The following is a 21,676-nucleotide window of genomic DNA, read 5'->3' as shown; positions in this document are numbered from 1 at the left end:
AAAGCTACCCTTTTGAGGTAGCTTTAAGTTTATAATGAGATCCTTTGACAAGCTAAGGATGACAAGTGATTATGCTAATAATCGAATTGGTTCTTCTAATAATCCTTTTAAGGTTTGTAAGAATTGAGCTCCAGTTGCTCCATCTACCACACGGTGATCACAACCTAAAGTTAACTTCATTACATTACCAGGTACAACGGCACCATTCTTAACAACAGGAACCGCTTGTATAGCACCAACAGATAGAATGGCTCCGTCTGGAGAATTGATAATAGATGTAAATTCATCAATACCAAACATACCTAAGTTAGAAACTGTAAATGTTGAACCTTCCCAATCTGCTGGTTGTAATTTTTTAGCTTTTGCTTTAGCGCCAAAATCTTTTACTTCTGCAGAAATGTGAGATAGTGATTTACCGTCAGCAAAACGAACAACAGGTACTAATAAACCATCTTCAACAGCCATAGCAACACCAATGTTAGTATGCTCATTGAAACGGATTTTATCGCCACCCCATGATGAGTTAACAGCTGGGTGTTTTTTCAAGGCGATAGCAACTGCTTTAATTACGATATCGTTAAACGAAACTTTTACAGGAGCAACTGCATTAATTGCAGTACGAGCAGCCATTGCGCCATCCATATCTATACTTACAGTTAAATAGAAATGTGGAGCAGTAAATAGGCTTTCCGCTAAACGTTTAGCAATTACTTTACGCATTTGCGATACTGGTTGCTCAGTAAATTTAACTTCTCCAACATAAGTTGGAATTACTGGAGTAGCCGCAGCAGCTTTCGGACTTTCTGACTTTGAGCTTTCTGACTGTTGCGAAGCAACTGCAGGCTTATAGTTTTCGATATCTTTTTTAATGATACGTCCACCTTCTGCGCTCCCAGAAACCTGTGCTAAATCAATTCCTTTATCTTTTGCAATTTTCTTAGCCAGTGGCGATGCAATTATACGACCACCATTTGCATTTGATACAACTTGAGCTTTTTCTTCTTCCTTAGGTGCTTCAGTTTTTAAACCTTCCGATTTTTCTGAATCTTTACTCTCAGATTTTGCTGCAGGAGCATCACCCCCAGCTAAAATACCAGAAACATCAGTACCTTCTGGGCCAACGATAGCAATAATACCATTTACTTTTGCTGCAGAACCTTTTTCTACGCCAATGTGCAATAAAGTTCCAGTTGCATAACCCATCACTTCCATAGTTGCCTTATCGGTTTCTACATCAGCTAAAATATCATCATCTTTTACTTTATCACCAACTTTTTTATGCCATTCGGCGATAACGCCTTCAGTCATTGTATCACTTAATAAAGGCATACGAATTACCGTTACACCTTTTTTAGCTAATTCTTCTTCGCTTAAACCACCGCCTTGAACAGGAGCTTCTTCTTTTTTCTCTTCTGATTTAGGAGCTTCTTCTTTCGGACTTTCAGCCTTCTGATTTCCTGATTCTGCTTCCAAAGCAGCTTTGTAGTCTTCGCCTTCTTTACCAATTACTGCAATCACAGCGTCAACTGGAACAGCTTTACCTTCTTCAACGCCAACAAATAATAACGTTCCATCCCAGTAAGATTCTAAATCCATCGTAGCTTTATCAGTCTCCACTTCGGCTAAAACATCACCGCTTTTAACTTTATCGCCCACTTTTTTATGCCACTTCGCCATTACCCCTTCGGTCATGGTATCGCTCATTTTGGGCATTTTTACTATATCAGCCATTTATATATATCTATTGAAATGCGTTTATTAATTTTCTTGATAAGGATAGTCTGATTGCATGTACACATCTTTGTACAATTCTGATGCATCTGGCCACGGCGATTCTTCAGCAAATTTCACTGATTCATCTACAATCTCTTTTACTTTTTCTTCAATTGAGGTAATCCAAGCATCATCAGCATATTTCTCTTTCAAAATTACTTCTCTTACTTGCTCGATTGGATCTTTAGCTTTGTATTCTTCCAACTCATCTTTAGTACGATATTTAGCTGGATCTGACATTGAATGACCTCTATAACGGTACGTTCTCATCTCTAAGAAAGTTGGTCCTTCGCCATTACGAGCACGTTGAATTGCTTCGTCCATTGCATTGTGCACCGCAACAGGATCCATACCATCTACAGGAGCACATGGCATATCGAAACCTAAACCAATTTTATAAATATCTGTCATGTTTGTAGTACGTTCTACAGAAGTACCCATCGCATAACCGTTGTTTTCGCAAACAAAAATTACAGGTAATTTCCACAACATCGCCATATTAAATGCTTCGTTTAAAGCACCTTGACGAACAGCTCCATCACCCATGTAACAAATATTTACATTTTTAGTGCCTTTATATTTTTCCGCAAATGCGATACCTGCACCTAATGGAATTTGACCCCCAACAATTCCGTGACCCCCATAAAAATTATGTTCTTTGCTAAATATGTGCATAGAACCACCTTTACCTTTTGAACAGCCAGTAATTTTACCATACATCTCGGCCATGATACTATTTGCACTAACACCTAAAGCCAATGCATGTGCGTGATCACGGTAAGCTGTAATCATAGAATCATCTGGTCCCATTGCAGAAATTGCACCAGCAACCACCGCTTCTTGACCAATATATAAATGACAAAAACCACGAATTTTTTGCTGTCCGTATAGTTGTCCAGTTTTTTCTTCGAATTTGCGCATCAGCAACATCGACTCAAACCACTTCAAATAGGTATCCTTATTTATTTCTACTGCACTCATGTTGAGGTATTGATTTTTTTGTTTGTGAGAGCAAATCTAATTTTTTTTATGCAATTTCTGATAAGAATTAATGTAAAATTATCCGTATGTAGTAGTTAATCGGCTAGATTTCAGCTTTGTTCTCGAGATTATCTATTATTTATTTTACTGCAAAATAAGGATATGTATAACTAAAATTTTTCCCTTTGCTACAATCACATTAAATTTTAGAATTACATAAAATTAATAGAAAAATAATATTTTGTTGAGAGTTGGCATTTTGTTTTAATAAATTATTAACAGTTCATCAAATCAAATTATTTGAAATAATCATTCTGATAATCATTTTTTAACAAAAAAGATATAAAATGTTAATAACTTTCAGTTTAAACTGAAATACATTTGGATAACATTTGCAAATAATCTATTTTTGCTCCCCTAACAATAAGCCCTAGTGGTGTACGTTTAAGTGTAAGTGTCATTTACCCAAACTTAACAGTATAACATGATTAAAAAGTTTTTGTTTTCTACCCTTATTGTCATTTGCAGTTTATCTACTGTATTTGCTCAAACCAAGACAAAAGAAACCAACAAATTAGAAGACCCAGATAATTTAGCCTCGCAATATTTTTCACAGGTAATGGGTGTGGCTGTAGATGCGACCTCTAATTTAAAGCTATATAAATTTATTTACGAGTGGATTGGTACTCCTTACCGCTTCGCAGGAAATACAAAAAAGGGAATTGATTGCTCAGCTTTCGCGAAAACTATTTATGATAAAGTATTTAATACAACTATCTTACGTAACTCTCGTGATATTTTTAGCACAGTAAATCCATTATCCAAAGATGAGTTAAAAGAAGGCGACCTAGTTTTCTTTAGAAGTAATGGCCGTACAATTTCTCATGTTGGTGTTTATTTAGGTGATAATCGCTTTGCACATGCATCGTCTTCCAGAGGTGTTGTAATTAGCAATTTAAATGAACCGTACTATTCTCGTATTTTTTATAAGGGTGGAAGAATATTAGAGGCGACGAAGAAAGATTTTGTAGAGGAATAAATATCTGCTTGCAGTTAACACAAAATATATAATCCTTTCCGTTAAATCGGGAGGGATTTTTTATGAATAAAGCAATGAATAAATTTTTTAGTATAGCTTTTTTAATGATAGTTGTTGCTTATTTTTCAATGAGTTGCCGAAATAAAACTACAACGACAACACCAAAAAATAAGGCTGATAGCAGTTTAAAAGTTAGGAAAATAAAAGACACGATTAGTATTGTTGCAGTAGGTGATATGATGTTGGGCTCTGCTTTCCCAAGTAAGCTTAATTTACCACCTGACGATGCAATTCATAGCTTTAAAGCAGTCGATTCATTTCTAAAAGGAGATATAGTTTTTGGGAACTTAGAAGGTTGCTTTTTAAATTCAGGTAATTCTGATAAATGTAAAGGTATCAATCCAAATAACTGCTATGCGTTTAGAATGCCCGATCGCTATGCAGATATTTATAAAAAAGCTGGTTTTAATGTTTTAAGCATTGCAAACAATCATGTTGGGGATTTTAACGCAAAAGGGAGAAAAAATACTGCAAGAATTTTAGATTCTTTGCAGATACATTATGCTGGTCAATTAAATAAACCATTTGAAATTTTTGAAATAGATAGTGTTAAATATGCATTTTGTGCTTTTGCACCTAATGAAAATACAGTATCCATTAAAAATATTGATAGTGCAAAAATGCTAGTTTCCGCTCTTAAAAAGCAAGCAGATATTGTAATTGTTTCTTTTCATGGAGGCGGTGAAGGCGCAAATTTTGAGCATTTAACTCGAAAAACGGAAATCTTTTTTAAAGAAAATCGTGGAAATGTTTATGCTTTTGCACATGGGGTAATTGATGCTGGAGCAGATGTAGTTTTAGGTCATGGGCCACACGTTACCAGAGCTGTTGAGGTTTATAAAAACAAATTTATAGCGTATAGCTTAGGTAATTTTTGTACTTATGGTATGTTTAGCTTAAAAGGTCCAAATGGTTTTGCTCCATTACTTCAACTAAAAATAAACTCAAGTGGCGATTTTTTATATGCCGATGTAATTTCAGTAAAACAGGATAAGATTAATAGATTAACAGTTGATGAAACTCATACTGCATTTCTTAAAATTAAAGCTTTAAGCAATGCAGATTTTCCAGGCAATAACCTCTTATTTAAAGATACAAATAGAATAATTTTAAGGAATTAAGCCGAAAGATAATAGACTAATCCTTAAAATTAGTTCTAAATCTATAATAGATTTAGAACCGATTTTATTTTATCTAGCAAGAATACATCATATGAGCATATTGTAGTAACATGTTGTGATAAGCATGATAACTAACAATAAATCAACCATTATGAAGGCATCTATATAGAAATACTTTTAAGGGAAATTAATTTATGCTTCGTCCTTTGTATTCCTTACCAAGCCAATACCTGACACGAAGAAAATAATACCAATAATTCCCACTACAATTAATTCGCGACCGCCATCACTATGTTGTACAAATCCCCAGCCAGCATAAATTAATCCAATAATTCCTAGAATAGTTAGGATAGTTCCGAAAGTACGTTTTACATTCATAAGTTTTAGATTTTATCATCATATAACAGCATTAAATGATTTTTGTTTTATAAAAAAAGCAGCATCAAATTAATGATACTGCTTTAAAAATTAACTTATCAATTTGTTTACCAAACTCCGAGCCTATTTTCTGGAGCTATATACATTTTAGCAGTTTTTGGTATGTTAAATGCCTTATAAAATGCTTCCATACTATAAACTGGGCCATTTACCCTAAACATTTCTGGCGAATGTGGATCTACTTTTATACGTACACGCATGTTTTCATCTCTATCTTTAATTCTCCAAACTTGTGCAAAGCTTAAAAAGAAACGTTGATCAGGTGTAAAACCATCAATCTTTTTAGTGGCCTCTTTACCTTGTTCTGTTAATTTAAATGCATCATATGCAATTGCTAACCCACCAATATCCGCAAGATTTTCTCCTAATGTTAAATTACCATTTACATGTTGATTATCTAATAAGGTAAATCCACTGTACATTGCTGCAACTTTATCAGCTTTGACTTTAAATTTATCCGCATCAGCTTTTGTCCACCAATCTTTCATATTACCTACAGCATCATATTGTCGACCTTGATCATCAAAACCATGAGTCATTTCATGGCCAATTACTGCACCAATTGCACCGTAATTAATTGCATCATCCGCATTAGCATCAAAAAATGGAAACTGTAAAATTCCAGCAGGAAAAACGATTTCATTAAATGTTGGGTTATAGTATGCATTTACAGTTGGCGGAGTCATTCCCCATTCTGTTTTATCTACTGGTTTTCCAACTTTATTTATCATTTCATTATAGCTATGTGTTCTTGCACTACGGGCATTACCTAAATAATCGCCCTTGTTAATAGTTACATCATCAAAGTTTTTCCATTTTGTTGTATATCCGATTTTCTTTAAAAAGATATTTAACTTTTCAGTTGCTTTTGCTTTTGTTTCGGCGCTCATCCAATCTAATTTGTCAATACGCGTTGCAAATACTTTTTGCAAGTTATTCACCAATTCATCCATACGTTGTTTAGCTTCTGGCGTAAAGTATTTCTCTACATATAATTGCCCTAGCAAATCGCCTAAATTAGCATCAATTCCACTAACCAATCTTTTCCAACGCTCTGATTGTTTTTTTTGCCCGTTAAAAATTTTATTAAAATTGAAAGATGCATCCACAAAAGCTTTACTTAATAAACCAGCATTTCTAGACATATAGTTATACTTGAACTTTGTTTTCCAAACATCTAATGGTTGACTAGCTAATAACGCACTTAAAGTTTTAAAATAATCTGGTTGTCCTACATTAACACTATCAGTCTTAATTTTCATTGCATTAAAAAGTGCGGGCACATTTAAGTTCGGTGCTAATTGGGACAATTGTGCGAGGCTCATTTTGTTATAATTTTTTTGCGGATCTCTAAGTTCCTGTGGGCTACGATGAGATTTCGCTATTTCTGTTTCCAGTGCTAAAATGGCATTTGCATTTTTTGTAGCGGTTGCGGTATCAACTCCCGTTAATTTAAATAATGTACTAGCGTAGGTAACAAATCCAGCTCTAGCCGCTTTAGAAGCACTATCTGTTTTAAAATAGTAATCTTTTTCTGGCAAGGATAATCCAGATTGATAAAATGATGCGATATTTTTAACACTATTTTTTTCATCTGCCCCAACATTCAACCCTAGTAAGCCGGCTTCATCAGTTTTAGCCAACTCAGCTAATAAACTAACTAATTCTTGATAATTTTTTGCCGCATCAATTTTTGCTAAAACTGGTTTTAAAGGTTCAGCACCAAGTTTCTCAATAGTCGTAGTATCCATTCCACTGGCGTAATAATCGCCAACTTTTTGTTGTATACTTCCTTTTGCAGAATTACTCTTTTCTGCATCTTCAATAATCCCTTTTAATTTCTTTAAATTGTCTTCGTACAAAGTATAAAAACTGCCCCAACCACTTTGATCGTCAGGAATAACAGTATTTTTCATCCATTTTCCGTTAGCATATTCAAAAAAATTATCTCCCGGATTAACAGTAGTGTCCATCCCGGCTTTATCCAAAAAGACAGTACGCTCACTTGTCTCGGTACCTTTGTTTTTACAGGCCATTAGCAAGGCAAGACCTATTAGTGGTAAACCTAAATTTAGTTTCATAAACAATTGATTAAAAAATATTTAAATAAATCTACATAGAAAATCAGTAATATTGAGCTTTATTTAAACCAAATTATACTATGAATTACATTCCATACATTTTACTATTCTTTGGACTAGTAGTCCTATTTAGTTCATTTGTAACCGTGAAACAAGGCACAATTGCGGTAATTACTGTTTTTGGAAAATATCGCAGGCAATTAAGACCAGGGCTGAGCTTAAAAATTCCACTAATAGAGCAAATTCATTCGAAGATTTCTATTCAAAACCGTTCAGTTGAGCTTTCATTTCAGGCAGTTACACAAGATCAGGCTAATGTTTATTTTAAAGCAATGTTACTTTATTCTGTCCTAAACCATGATGAAGAAACGATTAAAAATGTGGCATTTAAGTTTGTTGATGCTAGTAACTTAATGCAGGCTTTAATTCGTACCATTGAAGGTTCAATAAGAGCTTACGTTGCGACACAAAAACAAGCCAATGTATTAGCACAACGAAACGAAATTGTAGAACATGTAAAACATCAAATCGATCAGGTTTTAGAAAGCTGGGGATATCACTTACAAGATCTTCAATTGAATGATATAACTTTTGATGAAGAAATCATGCGCTCTATGAGTAGAGTCGTGGCTTCAAACAATTTAAAAGCTGCTGCAGAAAATGAGGGGCAAGCTTTGTTAATTACTAAAACTAAAGGCGCAGAGGCTGATGGTAATGCGATTAAAATTGCTGCTGCTGCAGAGCGTGAAGCTGCTCAATTACGTGGTCAAGGTATTGCATTGTTTAGAGCTGAAGTAGCACATGGTATGACGAAAGCAGCTCAGGAAATGGAGCAAGCTAATTTAGATATTTCCGTAATTTTATTCACCATGTGGACAGAATCTATTAAGCACTTTGCAGAAAACAGCGATGGTAATGTAATTTTCTTAGATGGTAGTACAGAAGGAATGAACAAAACAATGAAAGAAATGATGTCTATGCAAATTGAAAAAACTAAAAAATAATCACTTTCTAGTTTAATAAAAAAAAGTCCAGGTAAATGACCTGGACTTTTTTTATGAAGTTAGTTTCTATTTATTAAAATTTTGAGAAACACTAGCTGTTTTTGATCCATCTGTCATCTTCATTAGATCAATCATAATTTTTAGGCTTTCTTCTTCTACAAAATCATATGCTTCTTCTTTCACAGTTTTATCTCCCTTTTTAACGGGAGCTAATCCTCTTGCAGCTCTTATTTGATTTAAGCGAGCTAAACCTTTACTCTCTAATTGATCACGTTCTGCTTTTAATTTTGCTTCATTTAATGTAATTGAAGTTTCGCCATCGCGTTTTTTAGCTTCTGCAATATCATCTACTAATGCTTTATAATCTAAAGAACCTGTCATTCTTTCATTATGTAGTTTTACCAAATTCGCTTTAATTCCTGTCAAATCAGAAACAGCTATATAATTTGATGGTTTAATCATATCAAATGGTAAAGCTGATGGTTCTGTATCTTCTCCAATTTTATCCAATGGATATATTGATGGGAAAGTTACATCTGGAATAACTCCTTTATGTTGTGTACTATTTCCGTTGATGCGATAAAACTTACCCATTGTTAAGTTCAATTGACCAAGCTGAGGAATGCCATCTTTATCTACAATGGTTACGCTTGTTGAACCAGGGTTTTGAATTTTTTGACCTACAACTTTTGCTTTTGTAGCCGCTAGAACTGTAGCCATTTTTTGCAAAATTGTTGGATCAATCATTTCGTTAAGATCAATAGTACGTTGAACCGTTCCTTTACCATAAGTTTGAGTACCCATTACTATACCACGTCCGTAATCTTGTATAGCGCCGGCAAAAATTTCTGAAGCAGAGGCGCTTAACCTATCTACCATTACACCAAATGGACCAGTCCAAGCAGCGCCAGCATTTTTATCATCGTTAACTTTTATGGTATTATTAAATTCCCTTGTTTGTACAACTGGACCTTTATCAATAAACAATCCTGTTAAATCTATTGCCTCATTTAAAGAACCACCACCATTTGAACGTAAATCCATTACAATGGCATCAACTTTATCCATGTTTTTTAAGGTATCTATTAATAAACGGACATCTCTAGTGGTGCTTTTATAATTTTTATCGCCTGCATTTGCCGCTTTAAAATCCGCATAAAAGGCTGGAACTTCAATAATTCCTATTTTATATGGTTTACCATCTGATTGAATAGTTTTGACCGATTTTTTAGCAGACTGATCTGCCAAAATAATTTTATCTCTAACTAAGGTTACAATAATTGGCTTAGATGAAAGTTCTTGTCCGCTTGGAATTACTTTTAATTTAACAGTAGTTCCTTTAGGGCCTTTGATTTTAGATACGGTATTATCTATTCTCCATCCAATTACATCTTCAAACTCTCCATTTGCACCTTGAGCTACTGCGATAATTTTATCACCTGCATTTAGTTGTTTGCTTTTAAAAGCAGGACTTCCTGGCACAATGGTTACAATTTTAGTTACTTCATTTTCCAATTGTAAAGTTGCACCAATTCCTTCTAATGAACGAGCCATTTCTTGGTTGAAAACCTCAGCGTTTCTTGGATTAAAATAATTAGTGTGTGGATCAATAGCTTCCGTAAATGAATCCATTAAAATTTGAAACACATCTTGGTTATTGAATTTAGCAGCTTGAGATTTTAAACTTTGATAACGTTTGGTTAATGTCTCAACATTTTTTGCCTGATCTGTCCCAGCAATTTTAAGGTTAATTAGTTCATACTTAACTCTTTTTTTCCAAATATCATCCAATGCAGTTGCGTTGCTAACCCATGGCATTTTTTCTCTATCATACACATAAGTATCATTCTGATTAAAATCGTATTTATTTTTTATTTGAGAGATAGAGTAATCGATGCGTTCATTATATCTTTTTAAATAAACATTGAAAATATAAAACGGCGCACTTAAATCTCCATTTTTAAAATCATCATCTAATGTTGTTCTATTTTTTTCGAATTCAGCAATATCACTTGCTAAAAAATAATATTTTGAAGGATCTAATGCTTTGATATATCGATCTAGAATAATAGATGAGATAGAATCATTCAGCTTTATTTGTTTATAGTTATATCCCTCAATTAATGAAACTACTTGCCTAAGCACCAGGCTTTGTTGATCATCTGGTTTAATATTTTGTACGCCATCTACCATTTTTTGAGGTTTAGGCGAAGCGCTACATGCCAATGCTGCGGCTGTAAACGTAATCATCAATACTCTTCTCAACATCTCTTTAACTATTTTAAAATTCATTCTTATAAATCATTATCCAATATGATACCAATTTCTCAAATAAACAAAAAAGATACAGCTTTTAACTGTATCTTTTTTGTAAACTTTATAAAGTTAACTATTTCTATGCTGAAATTAACTTGCTTTTAATCGCTAACATCACCAAACCAACCACACTTTTAACTTTTGTTTTTTTGAAGATGTTTTTACGATGTGTTTCCACCGTTCGTTTACTTATCGCTAAATAAGTCGCAATATCTTCATTACTGTATTCTTGAGTTATTAATTTAACAATTTCAACCTCACGCCTACTCAAAATGTCAATTACTTTAGCACATGTTTTTGTATTCATAGCGTTCTGGTTTAAAATCGTTACTTCTTTTAAAAAGAAGCAGAGAATTTTCCACTTCCTAAACTGCAATAAACAGCTGTGGATGTTGTTCCATCGAACATCTCTGCTAAGAAAGTTCCTTCAATTTTATCCCCTGTTAATGAAGTGATGATCACGTTTCCACCGCCATTGTTTGTAGTTGAGTAAGTTTTCCCGCCTGTTGTAAATGAGGCAGTTCTTGGAGCTGTTGTTAAGGTATAGGTGCCTGCCGCTGTGACATTGTCAACTTTGATTACCAAATTCGTACTATTTGTGCCTGTGGCAGTAATGGTATAACTCGTTCCAGATTTTACTGCTGTAGCTGCAGTTGCTGTCCATGTTACAGCGGCTGCACTTCCAACTGTTAATGATGCACTTGCAGAACCTGCTGCTTTAACTGTTTCTTCATCTTTTTTACAAGAAACAAATACTGTACTGAGCATTGCAAATGCTACTAGGATAATTGTAAATTTTTTCATTTTGATTAATTTTATTAAGCAAAAATTGAAAAAATCACTACGCTCTACAATACCTGAGCTAGGGTATATTTATCTACCCAATAGCAGGTATAGCTTAAATTATTTTATGCTCATATGCATACTTTAATAATCCTACGATGCTTTGAGTGCAGGTTTTTCTAAAAATATTTTTACGGTGCGTTTCAACAGTACGTTCGCTAATAAATAACATATCTGCGATTTTTTTGTTGCTATGCTCGCATTCTATCAATCGTATAATTTCAATTTCTCTATTGGTGAGGTGAGATTCTTCATCATTATTTCTAAAAGATTTCATTAACTCACGCGTTACTTCCTCGCCAAAAAAAGTTTGACCTTTAGCTAATTTATCTAATGCCTCTAATAATTCTTGTTTCCCCGTATTTTTAAGGATATATCCTGATATTCCTGCGTCAATCATTTCTTTAATCACTTGTCGTTCGCCAAACATCGACAATGCAAGGACTTTAATATGTGGGTGTTTTTTCTTTACATATCTAGTCAACTCCACACCAGACATTTCTGGCATATTGATATCCGTAAGAAGAATATTTACGCTTAATTCGTCAAGCCTTTCCATTACTTCTTTTGGCTGATTACTACAGCCAACAATAGTATAATTTTCTTCGTTGTTAAGCAAAGACCGTAAACCATCAACTACTAATTGATGATCGTCTACAATGAATAAATTTGTTGAGAGCATATTTTCCATTATCTATTTTATTGTGGTATGGTTTCTATACGGTTCCATCTTACTAATTTACAAAGGAATATGAATAGCGACAAGTGTTCCGGAATGTAGTGTAGAAGAAAAATCTACTGAACCTTTTAGGTATTCCACTCTACTCCGTATATTCTTTAAACCTATTCCTTCAAATTTTTCTAGGGATGCTGTGTCAAACCCTTTTCCATTATCTTCAATCATGGCATTGATCCCTTCTTCGTCTTTTGTAAGTTGAATATCTAAACTATTTGCTCCAGAATGCTTAATGACATTATTAACTGTTTCTTGGATTACTCGGTATAATACTGTTTCTACATTTTGATCCAGCCGTTGTTGCAGTCCGAATGTTTCTAAATTAATTTTCAGTTTACGGGCATCAATTTTACTGATGAAATCCCTCACAGCAGTTGCTAAACCAGATTTTAGTAATACGTTTGGTGCCATCTGGTGCGAAATTAATCTTACCTCTTTGCAGCTTTCGTCTACCAAATTCAATGTTTTTCCAAACATTTCTTTGCTACTCTCATTTTTAAATGTCAAATCGTCTGTTAAAGCAGATAAGTTCATTTTTACAGCTGAAAACATTTGCCCTAAACCATCATGTAACTCTCCTGAAATCCGTCTCCTCTCATTCTCTTCTGCATTTAAAACCGCTTTAGTGGCCAAATCTTGCTGTAATATCACTTCTGCCTGTAAACGTGAGGCTTGTTTCAATTTAATGCTTTTGAAAAGCAAAAACCCAAACAATAATGTAATTACCAATACTCCAATTGCTAAACTCAAAAAGATATTTCGTTTTAAAAGCAACAGTTTTTGGATTTTGTTCTCTTTATTAAGTAAGGCAATTTGTTGAATCTTTTTCTCGGTCTGATAAGTTATCTGCAGTTCGCTTATTTTATCTGTAGTTTGTTTATTATAGATACTGTCCTTCATCGCAGCACCTTCCTTAAAAAATTTTAGCGAGTTAATGTAATCTTGTTTTTCTTCAAAGACATTAGCTAGAATTGTATATGCTTCTCTTAAATAATCTTTAGAATTCAGCTCTTTAAAAATCGTTATACTTTTGTTAATATATTGCTCTGCTTTGGGATAATCTTTAAGTTTTGCATAACAAGCCCCTAAGTTTTTGTAACACGATGCAATCCCTAATTTATCTTTCATAAACTCTCTAAATCGTAAAGAGTTGTTATTGTATTTTATTGCTTCTGTATAATTTCCTTTTTCGTAATAAACCTGACCAATTGTGTTGTAGACAGCTGCCAAATCACTTTTCATATTTAAATCATCTAAATATTTGGCGGCCATTTTTCCACTTCTTAATGCTTGATCATACTTCTTCAGTTGAAAATTATATTTCATTAAACCAGAATAACCGCTCGCTAATAATGAAGTTGTTTTATTCTTTTTTGCTAAATCGATTACCTTATCATAGCTTTCTTTGGCAGCAGCATATTTTTCATAATTCATATAAACGTTGCTAATATTCCCCAGCACTAAAGCTTGCTTAACTTCATCGCCTGCTTCTTCGTAAATTTTTAAAGATCGATGCATGTAATCCAATGCTTCTTTATAATTGCCAAGTTGTTTATAGATGATTGAGATATTAGAAATAGATCCAGCAGCTTTGGCCTTTAATCCTAATTTATCCCTTAAGGCTAGGGATTTTAGATGGTAATTTAAAGCTTCTTTTAAATTGTTTACACGAGTGTACGTATTCCCAATATCACTATAAGCCAGGGCAATCGATGCGCTATCTTTTAATTTTTGGGCTAAGAGTAATTCTGCATTACCATAAAAAAGTGCTTTATCGAAATTTACACTTCCATAACTCCAGCATAAATCTCCAGAAACTTTTAATTTAAGTTTATCATCTTTCGAGATACTGTATACATTTTCAAGGCTATCAAGAACTTTTTGATCCTGTGCCTTCAATGTATTGAATAATGCCAAAAAAATAAAGATTGAGAGCGTAAATTTCATTGGGATGATTTAGCAATCAAAATTACTTTTATTAGCGGGAGCCCATATACCCACTAGCGGGTATTTTTTATATAAAGAGTTGTATTTTAAATAATTATGCCTGCTTCTTGCAAGGGATAAAAATTGCAATAAGTGTTCCTTGATCAGGTGTAGAAGAAAAGTCTACGGTTCCATTTAAATATGTTACACGCGTAAGAATATTTTTTAATCCCATGCCTTCAAATTTTTCCATATGATTAGCATCAAAACCATTCCCATTGTCCTCAATCATTACATTTATCCCTTCTTCATCTTTTGTTAATTGAATATCTAAACTATTTGCTCCAGCATGTTTAATCACATTATTCACGGTCTCTTGTATTACTCGATATAACACAATTTCTATATTTTCATCTAAACGATCCTGTAATCCAAATGTGCTTAGATTAACCTTTAATTTTTTGACATCTATTTTATCAATAAAATCTCTTATGGCACTTGTTAAACCTGATTTTAGTAAAACATTTGGTGTCATTTGATGAGAAATTACCCGCACCTCTTTACAACTTTCATCTACCAAACTGAGGGTTTTACCATACATTTTTTTACCATGTTCATCCTTAAATTCAAAATGATCTGCTAATGCGGATAAATTTAATTTTACTGCCGAGAACATCTGACCAAGCCCATCATGCAATTCATTAGCAATACGTTTACGTTCATTCTCTTCAGCATTTAAAACTGCTTTTGCGGCTAAATCTTGTTGTACAATAACTGCATTTTGCAACCGAGCATTCTGCTTTAATTTATATCGATTGGAAACTAAATAACCAATAATAATACAGAATAAGAAAGCAAGACAAATCGCAAAAATAATTCCATCACGTTGTGTTAATTTTAGTTTTTGAATTGCGCTTTCTTTATTTAAAAGATCAATTTTCTGCTCTTTTTTTTCAGTATCATATTGTGTTTGTAATTCGTTTATCTGATTACTTTTAGTCACATTAAATATCGAATCTTTGACAGATACGTATTTTTTGTGTGCTTGATATGCTTGATCGAAATCCTTTTTTTGCTCGTAAATTTCTGAAAGCAATAAATACCCTTGCTGCAACATATCAGGATAATTTATTTCCTTACAAAATGAAATGGCTTGTTTAGCATAACTTATTGCCTGTTTAAAATCTTTTTTATCTCTATTGATCTCTGTCAATTCAATTAGGCAAACAGCGATACCATAATTATCCTTTAATTCCCTTCGAAGTGATAAGCTTTTTTGCAAGTATTCATTGGCAGACTCATATTTTTTCATGAGTCCAAACACATAACCAATGTATTCTAAAGTGTAAGATTCTCCCAGTTTTTCCTTAGCTTTTTGATAATAAAATAATGACTTTTGGTATTGCTTTAATGCATTTGAATAATTTCCTTCTTCCTCATAAACCAATCCGATGTTATTGTGGGAGTTCGCTATTTGAGCATTATTATTAATGACAATTGCCTCATTCATAGCTCTCGTATAATAAAACAATGCTTTTTCTAGATCTTTGTTTTTCTTAAATAAAGTACCTATCTCATTACAAACTGCAGCTATCTGCTCATGTAAATTGTTTTTTTCGGCGATAACTAAAGCATGTAAATAGATTTCTAAAGCTTTATCATGCTTTCCTTTAAAATAAGCAATATTCCCTTCAATTAATCCAGCAGCAACAATAGAATTGTTGTCCTTTGTTTTTAGTGCGTTATTTTTTACTTGTACTAAAAGTGATAAAGCTAACTCTGGTTGAGCCCTGAAGATACTCTGAGCTGAATCTAATAATTTATTTTGTTGGGCTATTACAGGTAATGATAAAACCAGCACTCCTATTACGGCTGTAATGGAAATGGAAATCTTTGTAAATAAATTTCGTTTTTCAGAAGACACAAAACAAAGTTCGATTAATTAGCTAATAATCAAATACCCTATTCTACTGATTTTAAAGAATTTCTTATTTTTTGATATTTTGCTTCTCAGCAATAGTTGATCTGCTGCTTTTTATCTGCTGTGCAAATTGGGTGATTTTTGCATTTTTGGCAAGTAACTCCGCTCTGTTTACATCCTTAATAGCTAAACTATATTCTTTCTTTTTAATCTTCACCAAGGCAATACCCAATACTGAATCGATATAAGAAATATTGTTTTTAAGTTGTTGCGCTAACATTCCTTGTTGGGTATAGAACCATAAAGATTGAGTTAATTTATTAGCTGCAAAATAAATTTTACCAAGTTGATTATATGACGCCATTTGACCAGATTTGCTGCCAATTCGAGAATAAGTTTTTAGTGCAGCATTTAATACAACTTGCTCTGCTTCAGTATAATGTGAAAGCAATAAGTGTACATTACTCATTCTTAATAGAGAGGCTCCATAACGACTAAATTTTTTGTCATTATTGTATTCAAATGCAGCTTTTCCAAATAAAATTAGCGCTTCATTTAAATCACCACGACGCTCGTTACGATCTGCATCTTCAAAAAATTCATCAGCACTAGTTTCCTCCACATTCGATACCGAAATATTAATTGCAGATATCGGTTGAGGAATATCCTGAGGCCCTGAATTAACATTTTGAGCATTTGATATAGAAACCAAAAACAAGCAAACAAGCGTTAAGCAGATTTTATTCATCCGATAAAGATATATAAAATTTAGTTAAACGCCTGTAAACTACCATCAAAAGATGCCCAAACCATATATGGATGTGAATAGCAATGATAAATTTCGCCTTTAGCAGATATTCCGACTACCCCTGCAAATCCATCAAATGGTTTTAATTCTTCAAAAGATTTATCGCAAGCAGCTTTTAATGTGAAACCATCAGTTACGCGAGTTACAATTTTGGCAGCTAATGCACCACTTACAATATCTTCACCTACTCCAGTACAAGAAATCCCAGCAAAATCTGTAGCAAAATTTCCAGCGACTGTAGCAGAATCGCTTACACGACAAGGAATTTCAAAACCTTTTCCACCAGTTGATGTCGCCGCAGCTAAATTTCCCTCTGCATCTAAAGCCACGCAACCAACAGTTCCTTTTCTTTCTTGTTGATTTAATTTTGCTTCATACTCTGATTGTCTTTGAGCAGTTATAGGATTAAAATACTCGAATCCGTTATTTCTTGCGAAAGCTAGAGCCCCTTCACCGCTTAAAACACGGTCATCATAATTGAGCAATTTTTGCGCAACTGCAATGGGATTTTTAACGTCTTCTAAATTAATAACACCACTAAATTTTTGTGTTTTGCCATCCATTAAGGATGCACTTAACCTAACCTTGCCATCACTTTGGATTTGAGAACCTATCCCAGCGTTAAATAGTTCATTATTTTCTAACAGACTTGTGGCATATACAACGGTTTCTAATGCTGTATGGGAGGTTAAAAAACGATAGGCCTTTTCTACAATTTCGGCTAAAGCATCTTGCTTCGCTTTTTTTGTTTCTTGATTGGTAGCAGATTCGCTAAAAAAACCACCATGTATAATAACTTTCATTTAGTACAAACTTTTTAACTAAAATTATTCTGTTGGAACAACTTTAGGATGCTGAATAACTAATTGGTGACTTTTTAAATCGTAAACATCACCATCACACATTACATGCACAATCATATTTTTTATAGATACAGGCTGTCCCATTTCTACATCCGTTAAATTGGTATCTGCCATATAGCGACCATCAACCAAAATAACCATACCAGAACCAATAGCTTCCATTGTATTTTCATGAATATATAGGCCTGTATCTTCTCCCAAGCCAATTCCTAAAATACCAGGGTTACTTGCGGCAGCATATAATAAACGACCAATTCTACCTCTTTGTACAAAATGAGTGTCCACAATAACATCATCAATAAAGCCTAATCCACCTGTTATTTTAACTTCTCCTTTTAGTAAGGCATCTTTACTACTTCCTTGATAAATCATGTTTTTAGAACTAGCCGCAGCTCCTGCAGATGTACCAGCAATCACAATTTCTGTATTTTGATATTTATCTAGCAAAATGCGATGAATTTCTGTTCCACCAAAAATAGAGGATAACCGCAACTGATCGCCGCCAGTAAAAATGATGACATCCGCATTTTTAACACGTTCTGCATACTCAGGTCTATTTGCTTCTTCTCTACTTCCAATGTTTAGTACACCAACATCATGAACATCTAATTGAGCAAAAGCTTTAATGTATTCTTCACCAACACGTTCTGGAATTAGAGAGGCGGTAGTCATAATCTCAAACCTAGAATCGTTTCCTTTAATAGATTCGGTAGTTATCCTTTTTAAAATTCCACGCTCAAAAAAGTTCATGTTTTGCGGCAATCCGAACTGTGTTTCGGCAAAACTTCCTGTATTTATTGCACCGCCAATTATAATTAATTTCCCTTTTGGAGCCATCTTATCGTTTTAGGTTTTCGCTAAAATTCAAATATATACCATTAGGCTAATAATTAACATTATTTTTATCAATATTATGCTTTTAATTAACATTTAAAATGGCTTCTATATATTTTATTAGCCTAGCAAAACGATTACAAACTTTTAATGTTAGATTAACGTTTAATCTGAGAAAATTTTTATACTTTAATTTTTTCTTTGAAATTATACGCTCAATTCAGCATAACGCTCCTTACTACCATTTTAAATAAACAACAATGAAAATACTAGGCATACAGGTGCTAAGAGGACCAAATATTTGGTCTATTAACAGAAAAAAATTAATCCAAATGCGTTTGGATTTGGAGGAATTAGAACAACGCCCAACCAATACAATAGCTGGTTTTAGAGAAAGAATAGAAAAATTAATTCCCACATTGCAATCGCATCGTTGTTCTAAAGCAGCGCCTGGAGGCTTTTTATTACGCGTAGAAGAAGGCACTTGGATGGGGCATGTAATAGAGCACATTGCATTAGAAATACAAACTTTGGCTGGCATGGATACTGGTTTTGGTAGAACTCGTCAGACAAAAACTGAAGGTATTTATAATGTTGTTTTTAGTTATTTAGAAGAAAAAGCTGGTGTTTATGCGGCAGAATCTGCCGTTCGCATAGCCGAAGCTCTAATAAATGATAAAGAATATGATTTAGAGCACGATATTCAGAGGATGAGGGAGCTAAGAGAATCAGAACGTTTAGGTCCAAGTACAGGATCAATTGTGGATGAGGCAATTTCTAGAGATATTCCGTGGATTAGGCTAAATAAAAGCTCATTGGTGCAATTGGGTTACGGTAAAAATCAAGTTCGTTTTAGAGCAACCATGACCGAAAGAACCAGTAGTATTGCGGTCGATATTGCTGGAAATAAAGATGAAACTAAACGTTTATTAAGTGATGCTGCAATTCCTGTTGCAAAAGGTGTTACAGCTTCAACGTTAGAAGATGTTTATGATGCTATAAAAAGAGTTGGCTTCCCTTTGGTTTTCAAACCTCTAGATGGAAATCATGGTAAAGGCGCAACTATCAATGTAAAAAATGAGGAAGAAGCAATTGCCGCTTTTAATTACGCTAAAGAATACTCACGAAGAATTATTGTAGAAAGTTTCATTACCGGGCATGACTTTAGAGTTCTAGTGATAGATCATAAAATGGTGGCTGCTGCTTTACGTGTTCCTGCACATGTAAAAGGCGATGGAAAACTCACTATTCAGCAATTAATTGATAAAGAAAATGAAGATCCACGTCGTGGTTATGGACATGAAAATGTGTTGACTGAAATAACGGTAGATCGTGACACATTAGATCTTTTAGAAAAGAAATCATATACATTAGAAAGTGTTGCTCCGAAAGGAGAAATTGTGTACTTAAAATCTACAGCTAATTTAAGTACAGGTGGAACTTCGATTGATGTAACAGACCAGGTACATCCGCAAAATGTTTTTAATTGCGAGCGTATTTCAAGAATAGTTGGTTTAGATATTTGTGGCATCGACATTATGGCGAAGAATTTAACTGAGCCTTTAACTGAAAACGGTGGTGTTGTTTTAGAAGTAAATGCAGCTCCAGGATTTAGAATGCACTTAGCCCCAAGCGAAGGCTTACCTCGTAATGTTGCAGCCCCAGTTATCGATATGTTATACCCTCCAGGCAAATCTGCTCGTATTCCAATTATTGCCGTAACGGGAACCAATGGAAAAACTACAACTACTCGTTTAATTGCACATATTGTGAAAAACAATGGAAGTAGGGTTGGTTTTACAACTTCTGACGGGATTTATGTGCAAAATACTTTATTAATGAAGGGCGATACTACTGGTCCCTTTAGTGCAGAGTTCATCTTAAAGGATCCTACAGTAGAGGTTGCGGTGTTAGAAACTGCAAGAGGGGGAATATTACGTGCTGGATTAGGTTTTAATAAATGCGATATTGGCGTAGTGACTAATATTCAGGAAGATCATTTAGGTATTTCTGATATCAATACTTTGGATGATTTAACTCGTGTAAAATCGGTAATTATTGGTGCTGTAAAAAGAAGTGGATGGGCAGTTTTAAATGCTGATAATACCTATTGTTTAAAAATTGCTCAAAGTGCAGATTGTAATGTAGCTTATTTTAGTATGGATGAAAAAAATCCAGTTATAAAAGAACATTGTAAAAAAGGTGGCATTGCAGCGATTTACGAAAATGGTTATGTAACTATTAAAAAAGGAGATTGGAAAATTCGTGTTGAAAAAGCGACGCATATTCCCTTAACATTTAATGCTTCTGTTGATTTTATGATACAGAACGTTTTAGCTGCTACCCTTACTACTTTCTTATGGGGTTATAAAACTGAAGACATTAGAACATCTTTAGAAACCTTTATTCCTTCGGCAGCTCACACTCCAGGTAGAATGAATATTTTTAAGTTCAAAGACTTTAAAGTGCTGGTAGATTTTGCACATAACCCCGATGGATTTAATGGCATTAAAGATTATTTACAAACTGTTGAAGCGACAGAACATGTGGGTGTAATATCTGGAACTGGGGACAGAAGAGATGAAGATATTATTGAAACTGCTCGTATTGCAGCTAAAATGTTCGATAGAGTTGTGATTTGCCAAGAGAAATATCTAAGAGGACGCAAACAACAAGAATTAATTGATCTCCTATTAGTTGGATTAAAAGAAATTAAACCGAATATGCCAATTGAAATTAATAATAATGGAGAGGATTGCATGAAAAATTTAATTGCTAATGCTAAATCTGGTTCATTTATTACCATTTTAAGTGATACAATTGATGATGCTATCCATAAAGCAACTTATTACTTAGATAAAGAATTGGATAAAAAATAATCAAAGCATTACCATAAAAAAATCCTCCTAACTTCCGTCAGGAGGATTTTTGT

At 33.8% G+C, this 21,676-nt stretch carries 17 protein-coding genes; 4 read left to right on the top strand and 13 right to left on the bottom strand.

Going from position 1 to position 21,676, the window contains the following annotated elements; genetic code table 11:
* Positions 1–69: 69 nt before the first annotated feature.
* Positions 70–1,731 carry a pyruvate dehydrogenase complex dihydrolipoamide acetyltransferase gene (locus HQN85_RS08505; protein WP_173271209.1) on the bottom strand — a complete coding sequence of 554 codons (1,662 nt, stop codon included), beginning with the start codon at positions 1,729–1,731 and terminating at the stop codon, positions 70–72.
* A gap of 27 nt (positions 1,732–1,758) precedes the next feature.
* On the bottom strand, positions 1,759–2,754 hold the full coding sequence (pdhA, locus tag HQN85_RS08500; RefSeq protein ID WP_173271207.1) for a pyruvate dehydrogenase (acetyl-transferring) E1 component subunit alpha: 996 nt from the start codon (positions 2,752–2,754) through the stop codon (positions 1,759–1,761).
* 484 nt (positions 2,755–3,238) lie between these two features.
* Between pdhA and HQN85_RS08495 the strand changes: the two genes are divergently transcribed.
* Both HQN85_RS08495 and HQN85_RS08490 read left to right on the top strand, forming a co-directional pair.
* A complete protein-coding gene (locus HQN85_RS08495; RefSeq protein ID WP_173271205.1) occupies positions 3,239–3,793 on the top strand; it encodes a C40 family peptidase in 555 nt (184 codons plus the stop codon).
* Between the two features lie 74 nt (positions 3,794–3,867).
* A complete protein-coding gene (locus tag HQN85_RS08490; protein ID WP_246249702.1) occupies positions 3,868–4,974 on the top strand; it encodes a CapA family protein in 1,107 nt (368 codons plus the stop codon).
* Between the two features lie 192 nt (positions 4,975–5,166).
* Here HQN85_RS08490 and HQN85_RS08485 read toward each other — a convergent pair whose 3' ends face one another.
* Together HQN85_RS08485 and HQN85_RS08480 are read right to left on the bottom strand one after the other, a co-directional pair.
* Positions 5,167–5,352, bottom strand: a complete 186-nt coding sequence (locus tag HQN85_RS08485; RefSeq protein WP_173271203.1) for a hypothetical protein — start codon at positions 5,350–5,352, stop codon at positions 5,167–5,169.
* A 107-nt stretch (positions 5,353–5,459) separates the two neighbouring features.
* The gene (locus tag HQN85_RS08480) at positions 5,460–7,493 is read right to left on the bottom strand and encodes a M13 family metallopeptidase (protein ID WP_173271201.1); all 2,034 of its coding nucleotides are present in this window, start codon (positions 7,491–7,493) and stop codon (positions 5,460–5,462) included.
* Between the two features lie 80 nt (positions 7,494–7,573).
* On the opposite strand from HQN85_RS08480, the gene HQN85_RS08475 reads away from it, so the two are divergent.
* Positions 7,574–8,497 carry an SPFH domain-containing protein gene (locus tag HQN85_RS08475; RefSeq protein ID WP_173271199.1) on the top strand — a complete coding sequence of 308 codons (924 nt, stop codon included), beginning with the start codon at positions 7,574–7,576 and terminating at the stop codon, positions 8,495–8,497.
* A gap of 66 nt (positions 8,498–8,563) precedes the next feature.
* On the opposite strand, the gene HQN85_RS08470 is transcribed toward HQN85_RS08475, so the two are convergent.
* The 9 genes from HQN85_RS08470 to HQN85_RS08430 all read right to left on the bottom strand — a co-directional run bounded on the left by HQN85_RS08470 (position 8,564) and on the right by HQN85_RS08430 (position 18,747).
* A complete protein-coding gene (locus HQN85_RS08470) occupies positions 8,564–10,789 on the bottom strand; it encodes a carboxy terminal-processing peptidase (protein ID WP_173271197.1) in 2,226 nt (741 codons plus the stop codon).
* Positions 10,790–10,892: 103 nt separating this feature from the next.
* Positions 10,893–11,120, bottom strand: a complete 228-nt coding sequence (locus tag HQN85_RS08465) for a response regulator transcription factor (RefSeq protein WP_173271195.1) — start codon at positions 11,118–11,120, stop codon at positions 10,893–10,895.
* 29 nt (positions 11,121–11,149) lie between these two features.
* Positions 11,150–11,617, bottom strand: coding sequence for a DUF6252 family protein (locus HQN85_RS08460; protein ID WP_173271193.1), 468 nt, complete (start codon positions 11,615–11,617; stop codon positions 11,150–11,152).
* 94 nt (positions 11,618–11,711) lie between these two features.
* Positions 11,712–12,347 carry a response regulator gene (locus HQN85_RS08455; RefSeq protein WP_173271191.1) on the bottom strand — a complete coding sequence of 212 codons (636 nt, stop codon included), beginning with the start codon at positions 12,345–12,347 and terminating at the stop codon, positions 11,712–11,714.
* 48 nt (positions 12,348–12,395) lie between these two features.
* Positions 12,396–14,339, bottom strand: a complete 1,944-nt coding sequence (locus HQN85_RS08450) for a tetratricopeptide repeat-containing sensor histidine kinase (protein ID WP_173271189.1) — start codon at positions 14,337–14,339, stop codon at positions 12,396–12,398.
* 94 nt (positions 14,340–14,433) lie between these two features.
* A complete protein-coding gene (locus tag HQN85_RS08445) occupies positions 14,434–16,242 on the bottom strand; it encodes a tetratricopeptide repeat-containing sensor histidine kinase (protein ID WP_173271187.1) in 1,809 nt (602 codons plus the stop codon).
* Between the two features lie 64 nt (positions 16,243–16,306).
* Positions 16,307–16,987 (bottom strand): hypothetical protein, encoded by a 681-nt coding sequence (locus tag HQN85_RS08440; protein ID WP_173271185.1) that lies wholly within the window; start codon positions 16,985–16,987, stop codon positions 16,307–16,309.
* Between the two features lie 20 nt (positions 16,988–17,007).
* Positions 17,008–17,850 carry an isoaspartyl peptidase/L-asparaginase gene (locus HQN85_RS08435; RefSeq protein ID WP_173271183.1) on the bottom strand — a complete coding sequence of 281 codons (843 nt, stop codon included), beginning with the start codon at positions 17,848–17,850 and terminating at the stop codon, positions 17,008–17,010.
* Positions 17,851–17,874: 24 nt separating this feature from the next.
* Complete coding sequence (locus tag HQN85_RS08430; RefSeq protein WP_173271181.1) at positions 17,875–18,747, bottom strand: cyanophycinase; 873 nt, start codon at positions 18,745–18,747, stop codon at positions 17,875–17,877.
* Between the two features lie 257 nt (positions 18,748–19,004).
* Between HQN85_RS08430 and cphA the strand changes: the two genes are divergently transcribed.
* The gene (gene cphA, locus HQN85_RS08425; protein WP_173271179.1) at positions 19,005–21,623 is read left to right on the top strand and encodes a cyanophycin synthetase; all 2,619 of its coding nucleotides are present in this window, start codon (positions 19,005–19,007) and stop codon (positions 21,621–21,623) included.
* Positions 21,624–21,676 lie beyond the last annotated feature (53 nt).

This window comes from Pedobacter boryungensis, assembly GCF_013204825.1.
Classification (GTDB): Bacteria; Bacteroidota; Bacteroidia; order Sphingobacteriales; family Sphingobacteriaceae; genus Pedobacter; species Pedobacter boryungensis.
The sequence above is the reverse complement of the archived record's forward strand: the minus strand, read 5'-3'. Positions and strand labels throughout refer to the sequence as shown.

What these genes read in the sequence shown, in the direction of transcription:
- HQN85_RS08485 (WP_173271203.1), bottom strand. Translation starts at nt 5,352, where the DNA reads ATGAATGTAAAACGTACTTTCGGAACTATCCTAACTATTCTAGGAATT.
- HQN85_RS08480 (WP_173271201.1), bottom strand. Translation starts at nt 7,493, where the DNA reads ATGAAACTAAATTTAGGTTTACCACTAATAGGTCTTGCCTTGCTAATG.
- cphA (WP_173271179.1), top strand. Translation starts at nt 19,005, where the DNA reads ATGAAAATACTAGGCATACAGGTGCTAAGAGGACCAAATATTTGGTCT.
- HQN85_RS08430 (WP_173271181.1), bottom strand. Translation starts at nt 18,747, where the DNA reads ATGGCTCCAAAAGGGAAATTAATTATAATTGGCGGTGCAATAAATACA.
- HQN85_RS08475 (WP_173271199.1), top strand. Translation starts at nt 7,574, where the DNA reads ATGAATTACATTCCATACATTTTACTATTCTTTGGACTAGTAGTCCTA.
- HQN85_RS08460 (WP_173271193.1), bottom strand. Translation starts at nt 11,617, where the DNA reads ATGAAAAAATTTACAATTATCCTAGTAGCATTTGCAATGCTCAGTACA.
- HQN85_RS08465 (WP_173271195.1), bottom strand. Translation starts at nt 11,120, where the DNA reads ATGAATACAAAAACATGTGCTAAAGTAATTGACATTTTGAGTAGGCGT.
- pdhA (WP_173271207.1), bottom strand. Translation starts at nt 2,754, where the DNA reads ATGAGTGCAGTAGAAATAAATAAGGATACCTATTTGAAGTGGTTTGAG.
- HQN85_RS08450 (WP_173271189.1), bottom strand. Translation starts at nt 14,339, where the DNA reads ATGAAATTTACGCTCTCAATCTTTATTTTTTTGGCATTATTCAATACA.
- HQN85_RS08505 (WP_173271209.1), bottom strand. Translation starts at nt 1,731, where the DNA reads ATGGCTGATATAGTAAAAATGCCCAAAATGAGCGATACCATGACCGAA.
- HQN85_RS08455 (WP_173271191.1), bottom strand. Translation starts at nt 12,347, where the DNA reads ATGGAAAATATGCTCTCAACAAATTTATTCATTGTAGACGATCATCAA.
- HQN85_RS08440 (WP_173271185.1), bottom strand. Translation starts at nt 16,987, where the DNA reads ATGAATAAAATCTGCTTAACGCTTGTTTGCTTGTTTTTGGTTTCTATA.
- HQN85_RS08495 (WP_173271205.1), top strand. Translation starts at nt 3,239, where the DNA reads ATGATTAAAAAGTTTTTGTTTTCTACCCTTATTGTCATTTGCAGTTTA.
- HQN85_RS08435 (WP_173271183.1), bottom strand. Translation starts at nt 17,850, where the DNA reads ATGAAAGTTATTATACATGGTGGTTTTTTTAGCGAATCTGCTACCAAT.
- HQN85_RS08470 (WP_173271197.1), bottom strand. Translation starts at nt 10,789, where the DNA reads ATGAATTTTAAAATAGTTAAAGAGATGTTGAGAAGAGTATTGATGATT.
- HQN85_RS08490 (WP_246249702.1), top strand. Translation starts at nt 3,868, where the DNA reads ATGAATAAATTTTTTAGTATAGCTTTTTTAATGATAGTTGTTGCTTAT.